Origin of the sequence: Halomonas sp. 707D4, from assembly GCF_024158685.1 — a bacterium.
GTDB lineage: Bacteria > Pseudomonadota > Gammaproteobacteria > Pseudomonadales > Halomonadaceae > Vreelandella.
In genome coordinates, this window is sequence record NZ_JAMZBD010000094.1 from 1 (window position 1) to 8,570 (window position 8,570).

Sequence of the window (8,570 nt, forward strand, 5' to 3'; positions counted from 1 at the left end):
CCCCGGAGGCGCCGGGGGTGACGATGATGCGCGCAGGATCGACACAAGCACCGAAGTGATCACGGTAGTGGCCGCTGATCGCCTCGCGAAGCGCGGGCAGCCCCGCCGCCGGCGTGTAGCGGGTGCGCCCCTCGGCCAGCGCCTGCTGGCCGGCGGCGACGATCGGCGCCGGCGTGGGGAAGTCGGGCTCGCCGACCTCCAGATGAATGACGTCAAAGCCCTGGGCCTCGCGGGCCTGGGCCATTTCCAGCAGGTGCATGACGCGAAACGGCGCAACCTGCTCAAGGCGTGGATTCCAACCCATGCGGGCTCCTTGGATGATCGAACGGTCGAAGTGCGCGACGGCGGCAGGTAGTAGAACTATCGTCTAATGACGCCCATTATGCTTGCAAGGGGCGTCGATTTAGGCTAAACAAGCATCCCTTTGGCGTGACATCGTGGCGTCGTCACGGTCGATCGACAGTCACATAAGTAGGGGGCACTCCCATGCCAGTAGCGGAACAGAAACCGGAAGCGTCCAAATCCTTTACTCCGTACCAGCCGGCACCGGGTGAAGAGTACATGAACGACAAGCAGCTTGCGCACTTTCGCCAGCTGCTTCTCGACTGGAAGCAAGACCTCATGGAAGAGGTGGACCGCACGGTGCGCCACCTACAGGAAGACGCCAACAACTACGCCGACCCGGCCGACCGGGCCACCCAGGAAGAGGGTTTCAGCCTGGAGCTGCGCACTCGGGATCGCGAGCGTAAGCTGCTGAAGAAGATCAACGAGACCATCGAGAAGATCGACGAGGACGACTACGGCTTCTGCGAGGCCTGCGGCGTCGAGATCGGTATTCGCCGGCTCGAAGCGCGCCCCACCGCCACCCTGTGCGTGGACTGCAAGACGCTGGCCGAACTCAAGGAGAAGCAGCTCGGCGGCTGATCGACGCTCGATCGCACTTCTCGAACGGGCACCTTCGCGTGCCCGTTTTCGTGGCTTGCCGCCCCTTCCACCTGACCCATCATGGGCGCCATGGACACATCCTCTCGCTATCGCGGCCGCTTCGCGCCCACGCCCTCCGGCCCGCTGCACTTCGGCTCGCTGATCGCCGCCCTCGGCAGCTACCTCGACGCCCGCGCCGCCGGCGGCGAATGGCATCTGCGCATCGAGGACATCGACCCGCCGCGCTGCCCCGAAGGGGCGGCAGACACCATTCTCGCCCAGCTCGAGGCCTTCGGGCTTCACTGGGACGGCCCGGTGGTTTACCAGAGCCAGCGCCATGAAGCCTACCAGCACGCCCTCGAGCAACTGATCGAACGGGGGCTCGCCTACCCGTGCAGCTGTTCGCGCAAGCAGTGGCAGGCCCACGCCGTCTACCCCGGCTGGTGCCGCGAGGGGCTTCGCGAGCCCGGCAAGCCCGTGGCCTGGCGGCTGCGCAGCGACCTCGCCCGGCGCCCCATCCACTGGCAGGACCGGCTGTTCGGCGAGCAGCGCTTCGACCCCGCCGAGCTCGGCGACGTGGTCCTGAAGCGCAAGGAGGGGCTGTGGGCCTACCAGCTCGCCGTGGTGGTCGACGACGCCGAGCAGGGCATGAGCGATATCGTGCGCGGGGTCGACCTGCTCGACAACACCCCCTGGCAGGGCCAGCTCCAGGCGGCCCTCGGCTACCCGGTACCGCGCTACCTGCACCTGCCGCTGATCGTCACCCGCGAGGGGCAGAAACTCTCCAAGCAGAACCTGGCCCCGCCGCTCGCCTGCCACCCCGACGCGGTACGCCGGGCGCTGTTCCAGGCGATCAACGCCCTCGACCAGGCGCCGCCTGCGGATCTCGCGGGTGCCTTGCCTGCCCGCCAGCTCGAGTGGGCGGTGGCCCACTGGCACCCGGAGCGCCTTCGCCCGCTCAGAGAGCGCCCAGAGCCCGAGGAAGGCTGACATGTACGTCTATCGCCTGGTGCTGTTTCTGGTCTTCGGTGGCTACCTGCTCTCGCCGGTGCTGATGGATGGCTGGGGCGAGCCCGGCACCGCCTGGTATCGCCCCTTCGTGATCTGGGGCGGGCTGATCGCGCTCACCCTGTGGCTCGAACAGAAAAGGAAACTGGATGAGCGTTGAGCTTCTGGGCGTCATCGTGCTCGGCCTTGGCTACTTCACCCTGCTGCTGGGCGCGGGGCTTGCGGTAGAGCGCGGCCTGATTCCCGTGCGCGTCACCCGCCATCCGCTGGTCTACACCCTGGCGCTGGGGCTCTATGCCAGCGCCTGGGCGATCTACGGCAGCGTCGAGCTCGCCGCCGAAGCGGGGTTTGGCTACCTTGCCTACTACCTCGGCGCGGCGGGCGTGTTCTTGCTGGCGCCGGTGCTGCTGGTGCCCGTTCAGCGCATCACCCGCACCTACCAGCTCGCCTCGCTTGCCGACCTGTTCGCGTTTCGCTTTCGCTCGCGCTGGGTCGGGTCGCTGGTGACGCTCTTGAGCCTGGTGGCGGTACTGCCGCTGCTGGGCATCCAGGTGAAGACGCTGAGCGAGGCGGCCTTCCACCTGACCCACAGCCGCTACAGCGAAGTGGCCACGTTCGTCTTCTGCGCCTTCGTCACCCTGGGGGCGATCCTGTTCGGCGCTCGCCACCGCCACCAGCAGCGTCACGACACCCTGCTCAGCGTCATCGCGCTGGAGTCGCTGATCAAGCTCGCCGCCCTGCTCGCCCTTGGCGCCATTGCCCTGTGGGGGGTGTTCAACGGGCCCCAGGATCTGCAGCAGTGGCTCGACGGGCCCGGGGCCGCGGCCCAGGCGGCGACGCCCAAGCTCGATCCCGCCCAGTGGCGCACCCTGCTCTTGCTGTTCTTCGCCGCCGCCTTGTTGATGCCGCATCTTTTCCAGCTCACCTTCGCCGAGAGCCTGTCGCGCCAGGCGCTGCTACAGGCGAGCTGGACGCTGCCGCTGTTTCTGCTGCTGATGGCGCTGCCGGTGCCGCTGATCTGGTGGGCCGCCCAGGCCCAGCACGGCGAGATACCGATCACCGCCTACGCGGCGTTTCTGCTCTCGACCAACCCCTGGGTCGGCGCGCTCGCCTTTCTGGCGGGCCTGGCGGCGGCCAGCGGCACCATGATGATGATGGCGATCGCGCTATCGGGCATGGTGCTCAACCACGTGGTGCTCGTCGCCCGCCCGCCGGAGGCCAGAAGCAACCTCTACGGCTGGCTGTTGTGGCTGCGCCGGGCGCTGATGGTAGGCGTGGTGGCCGGAGGCTGGCTGTTCGCCGAAGGCGTCAGCCGCCAGCACTCACTGACCGACCTGGGCCTGGCCGCCTTCGTGGGCATCGCCCAGTGCCTGCCCGGCCTGCTGGCGCTGCTCTACTGGCCCGGGGCCAACCGCAACGGCATGGTGGCGGGGCTCGCCGGTGGAACGCTGGTCTGGCTGTGGGGGCTGTGGCTGCCGCTGCTGCTCGCCACACCTTTGCCGCGCCTGCCGTTTCTCGACCTGATGCCTGCCGATGCGCCGAGCTGGTACACCACCACGCTGATTTCGCTTTCGGTGAACATCGTGCTGCTGATCGTCATGTCGCTGTTCACCCGCACCTCCGACGGCGAGCACTCCGCCGCCGAGGCGTGCTCGGTGGACGCGGTGATCCGCTCCAAGCGCCTGCCCCTGGAAGCCGCCACCGCCGGCGACTTCACTCAGCACCTGGCCGGGGCGCTGGGCGACGAAGCCGCCGGTCGCGAGGTCACCCGGGCGCTCAAGGCGCTGAACCTGACGCACGACGAGCGCCGCCCCTACGCCCTGCGCCGGCTGCGCGATCGCATTCAGGCGAACCTGTCCGGGCTGATGGGGCCATCGGTGGCCCGCGACATCGTCGACCGCTACCTGCCCTACCGCCACGACGAGACCCCGGGCACCGACGACATCCATTTCGTCGAGAGCCGGCTCGAAGCCTACCGGTCGCGGCTGACCGGCCTTGCCCGTGAGCTCGACGGGCTGCGCCGCCACCACCGCCAGACCCTCGCCCACCTGCCGGTCGGGCTCTGCGTGCTTGGCGATGACGGCGAGATCACGCTGTGGAACCAGGCGCTGGCCGAGCTCTCCGGCATCCCCGGCGACAGCGTGGTCGGCTCGCGCCGTGATAGCCTCCCGGCGCCCTGGCCGGCGCTGCTGGCCGGCGTGCTCGACGCGCCCCATACGCCACTCTACAAGCAGCCCGCCAGGTTACATGGTCGAGAGTGCTTTCTGACCCTGCAGCAGGCCACCCTGAGCGGGCTCGACAGCCGCGGCGGCAGCGTGATCCTGGTCGAGGATCACACCGAGATGAAGTGGCTCGAGGAGGAGCTGGTGCACGCCGCGCGGCTCGCCTCGATCGGCCAGCTCGCCGCCGGGGTCGCCCACGAGATCGGCAATCCGATCACCGGCATCTCGTCGCTGGCCCAGAACCTGCGCTTCGACACCAGCGACCCGGCGCTGCTGGAAACCGCCGACCATATTCAGGAACTCACCCAGCGGGTGACGCGCATCGTCAACGCCCTGGTAGGCTTCGCCCACGGCGGGCGCCAGGCGCTGCCGGCCCCGAGCGAGGCGGTAGCGCTCAAGGCGATCGGCGACGATGCGCTACACTTGATCCACCTGGCCCGCTCGGGGGAGGATGTCGGCTTTGTCAACGCAAGCCCTGGCCATGTCGTCGTCAAGGGTGACGCCCAGCGCCTCACCCAGGTGATGGTCAACCTGCTCGGCAACGCCCGGGACGCCTGCAAGGTGGGCGGCGAGGTGATCATCGAGGCCGGCGAGCAGGGCGAGTACGCCTGGTGGCGGGTGACCGACGACGGCGAGGGCATCGCGCCCAGCGTGAAGGATCACCTGTTCGAGCCCTTCACCACCACCAAGCCGCCGGGCGAAGGCACCGGGCTCGGGCTCTCGGTCGCCTACCAGATTATCAACGAGCACCAGGGCCGGATCGAATGCGCCTCGCCGCCGAGCGGCCGGTCGCGCGGCACCGCCATCACGCTCTGGCTGCCGCTTTACCCACAGGATGATCGACCTCTACATGGCCAGGATACTGATTGTTGAAGACGAAACGATTATTCGCAGCGCCCTGAAACGTCTTCTGGAGCGCAGCGGCTACGACGTCGTCGAGGCGCCGAGCGTCGAGGACGCCGCGCTGCTCGCGCTCGCCGAGTTCGATCTGATCATCAGCGACCTGCGCCTGCCCGGCGAGCCGGGCACCGTGCTGATCGACGCCGCCGCCCCGGCGCCGGTGCTGATCATGACCAGCTATGCCAGCATGCGGTCGGCCATCGAGGCGCTCAAGCAGGGCGCGGTGGACTACGTCGCCAAGCCCTTCGATCACACCGAACTGCTCGAGACCGTCGAGCGCATCCTCCACAAGCGCGCCCGGGCCCGGGACGTCGCCCCGGCGATCACCGACGAGCGCGGCACCCGCCAGACCATGATCGGCGACTGCGCGGCGATGCAAGAGGTCTACACGCGCATTCGCAAGACCGCCCCGGCGGACGTCAGCGTGCTGATCCAGGGCGAGTCCGGCACCGGCAAGGAGCTGGTCGCCCGAGCGCTGCACCAGCAGAGCAAGCGCGCCAAGGCCCCCTTGATCTGCGTGAACTGCGCGGCGATCCCGGAAACGCTGATCGAATCCGAGTTGTTCGGCCACGAGAAAGGCGCTTTCACCGGGGCGAGTGCGGCCCGTACCGGGCTGGTCGAGGCCGCCGACGGCGGCACGCTGTTTCTCGACGAGATCGGCGAGCTCCCGCTGGATGCCCAGGCGCGGCTTCTGCGCGTGCTTCAGGAAGGCGAGATCCGCAAGATCGGCTCGGTCGAGACCCGTCACGTCGACGTGCGCCTGATCACCGCCACCCACCGCGATCTTCGCGCGCTTTCCCGAAGCGGCGAATTTCGCCTCGATCTCTACTACCGCCTCAACGTCATGCAGATCGCCCTGCCGCCCTTGCGCGAACGCGAGCAGGACGTGCTCAAGATCGCCGACATCCTGCTCGAGAAAGCCTGCAAGCGCCACGAGCGCCCCGGGCTCAAGCTTTCACGTGCGGCCCGCCAGGACCTTCAGGACTACCCCTGGCCGGGAAACGTGCGCGAGCTCGAGAATGCCCTGGAGCGCGGCGTGATCCTGGCCGAGGGCCACCTGATTCACCCGGACGACCTGGGCCTTGGCCCGATCGTTCATCGCCCCGCTGCCCCCGCCCCCGAGTCGGTACCGCTGGACGACGATGAAGAGGATCTGTCGCTGGAGGATTATTTCCAGCACTTCGTGCTCGAGCATCAGGATCAGATGAGCGAGACCGAGCTTGCCCACAAGCTTGGCATCAGTCGCAAGAGCCTGTGGGAAAGGCGCCAGCGGCTGGGCATACCGCGCAAGAAGACCTCCAAACGCCCCAATTGAGTGCATTCCTGCCACGCGCATGCACCGTCTACGACCAACGTCCAATAGCCTGATTTGAATAAGAAATGTTCACGAAATCGTGTTGTTCGGCGCTGTTACCGTCCCACCCACGCGGGTTAAAAAACGGCGTTTTTCGGGTAACACTTTTCGAGCGCACACCATCCTGGCACGCCCACTAATTCACAAGCGCATGAATTAACTTTCTTTTTTTATAAGTGGCACGCGCAGTGCAGTATTACCGGGTAAGAAAAATAGAAAACGGGCAGCGGTGGCAACAACAAGAACAACCGACACCGCGAACGCTTCGCCACAACAATAACAACGTGCGAAGAGTGAGATGAAGCAGAACACAACGATAACGGCTTGAGTCTCGCCACTTGCTGACGCCCGTGACGGGCGTTCGACAAGAACAACAACAGCCAGCAGGAGCCCGAAAAAGGACGCGACGTACGCGGGTCGAGCAGCCAACAAGAACAAACGCTCGAAGTGTACAGCCCGGAGCCAACAACAACTCGCCGGGTGAGAGAAGTTCGCGGTTGGATTATTGTTTTGAATACGAGGCGGTCGGAGCCAAGTAAGTACAATCTTGCTGACTGCGGTGCGTATTCAGGGCGATGTGCCATCATGAAGAAAAACAGCAGCACGGATGCTGATTTACCCAATTGACAGGGGAGGCTATCTTAGCCTCCCCTTTCCGCGTCCAGGGCATGCCTTTTTCGAACGCACCTCGTACAGACCCTGTCAGGACGCTTTGCAAGGCGCATGAGGGTCGGCTACACTCAGCGACTTATCATTTATCGTTGCCCTTGTGAACCTACTTATTCTGATTAACCGCGAGTCGATATCGACGCATGTTTAGAGGACTTACCCGCTTTTTTCCTGGTTCGGGAGAGCAAGTGAAGACCCCGCCCGCCTCCCCGCAGAGCCCCGCCAAGGCGCCAGCGCTGCAGATCATTCCTCGCTCCGAGCATCCCATTTCTCGACAGCAGATCAGCGATGCCGCCTTGAAGGTGCTCTACCGTCTGGATGGCGCGGGTTTCGGTGCCTATCTGGTGGGCGGGTGCATTCGCGATGCGCTGCTCGGCAAGATGCCGAAGGATTTCGACGTGGCCACCGATGCCACGCCCGAGCAGGTGCGCGACCTGTTTCGCAACTCGCGGTTGATCGGCCGACGCTTTCGCATCGTGCACGTGCGCTTCGGCCGCGAAGTGATCGAGGTGACCACCTTCCGTGGCAAGCCCCAGGACGAGCATGGCGAGAACATCGCCCACCAGTCCGACGATGGCCTGTTGCTGCGTGACAACGTCTGGGGCAGCATCGAAGAGGATGCGCTGCGCCGCGACTTCACCGTCAACGCCCTCTACTACAGCATCGCCGACTTCTCGCTGCACGATTTCGCCGGCGGTATCGGCGACATCAACGCCCGTACCCTGCGCCTGATCGGCGATCCGGCGACCCGCTATCGCGAGGACCCGGTGCGCATGCTGCGCGCGGTGCGCTTCGCCGCCAAGCTCGACTTCGAGATCGCCCCGGACACCGAAGCGCCGATGTTCGAACTCGCCCCGCTGCTGCTGCAGATTCCGCCGGCGCGGCTGTTCGACGAGGCGCTCAAGCTGTTCATGTCCGGGCATGGCCTCGTGACCTTCCAGCTCTTGAGCTACTACGGCCTGTTCGGGATGCTGTTCCCCGAGGCCGAAGAGGCCATGGCCGACGAGCCTTGGGTCGAGGCGCTGATCGAGCAGGCGCTGATCAATACCGACAAGCGCATCGCCGAGGAGCGCCCGGTCACCCCCGCGTTTCTGTTCGCGGCGTTTCTGTGGGGCCCGGTGGCACTCCAGGCGATGGCGCTCGAAAACGAAGGCATGCCGTCCGTGCCGGCGCTGCAGCTCGCCGCGCAGCAGGTCAGCGCCCGCCAGCTCCAGCACGTCTCGATCCCCAAGCGTTTCGGCATGCCGATGCGCGAAATCTGGGAGCTGCAGGCCCGTCTGCCCATGCGGCGCGGCAAGCGCGCCTTCCAGACCCGCGAGCACCCGCGTTTTCGCGCCGCCTTCGACCTGTTGCTGCTGCGCGAGCAGGCCGGCGAGCTGCCGCGCGGCCTGGGTGACTGGTGGGAAGCGTTCCAGCACGGCGACGAGCACGAGCAGCGCCGCCTGCTGCAGAAGGTCGGCGGTGACCCGGCAAGCCAGGGCGACCGGCGGCGC

The 8,570-nt window shown here is 66.3% G+C and carries 7 protein-coding genes; 6 read left to right on the top strand and 1 reads right to left on the bottom strand.

What is annotated here, in order from left to right:
• The coding region (locus BIS11_RS06035) for an aminotransferase class I/II-fold pyridoxal phosphate-dependent enzyme (RefSeq protein WP_253585822.1) at window positions 1–304 on the bottom strand (304 nt) is incomplete at its 3' end.
• Window positions 305–486: 182 nt separating this feature from the next.
• Between BIS11_RS06035 and dksA the strand changes: the two genes are divergently transcribed.
• From dksA to pcnB, 6 genes are all read left to right on the top strand, one after another.
• Window positions 487–924, top strand: coding sequence for an RNA polymerase-binding protein DksA (gene dksA, locus BIS11_RS06040; RefSeq protein ID WP_227389785.1), 438 nt, complete (start codon window positions 487–489; stop codon window positions 922–924).
• Window positions 925–1,014: 90 nt separating this feature from the next.
• Window positions 1,015–1,914, top strand: coding sequence for a tRNA glutamyl-Q(34) synthetase GluQRS (gluQRS, locus tag BIS11_RS06045; protein WP_253425461.1), 900 nt, complete (start codon window positions 1,015–1,017; stop codon window positions 1,912–1,914).
• Window position 1,915: 1 nt separating this feature from the next.
• Complete coding sequence (locus BIS11_RS06050) at window positions 1,916–2,092, top strand: hypothetical protein (RefSeq protein WP_253425464.1); 177 nt, start codon at window positions 1,916–1,918, stop codon at window positions 2,090–2,092.
• Window positions 2,082–5,027 (top strand): ATP-binding protein, encoded by a 2,946-nt coding sequence (locus tag BIS11_RS06055; RefSeq protein WP_253585823.1) that lies wholly within the window; start codon window positions 2,082–2,084, stop codon window positions 5,025–5,027. The genes BIS11_RS06050 and BIS11_RS06055 overlap by 11 nt, the downstream gene beginning before the upstream one ends.
• Window positions 5,005–6,369, top strand: coding sequence for a sigma-54 dependent transcriptional regulator (locus BIS11_RS06060; protein ID WP_253425356.1), 1,365 nt, complete (start codon window positions 5,005–5,007; stop codon window positions 6,367–6,369). The genes BIS11_RS06055 and BIS11_RS06060 overlap by 23 nt, the downstream gene beginning before the upstream one ends.
• 851 nt (window positions 6,370–7,220) lie before the next feature.
• Window positions 7,221–8,570 (top strand): polynucleotide adenylyltransferase PcnB (gene pcnB, locus BIS11_RS06065; protein WP_253585824.1); only part of this gene is annotated, 1,350 nt, incomplete at its 3' end.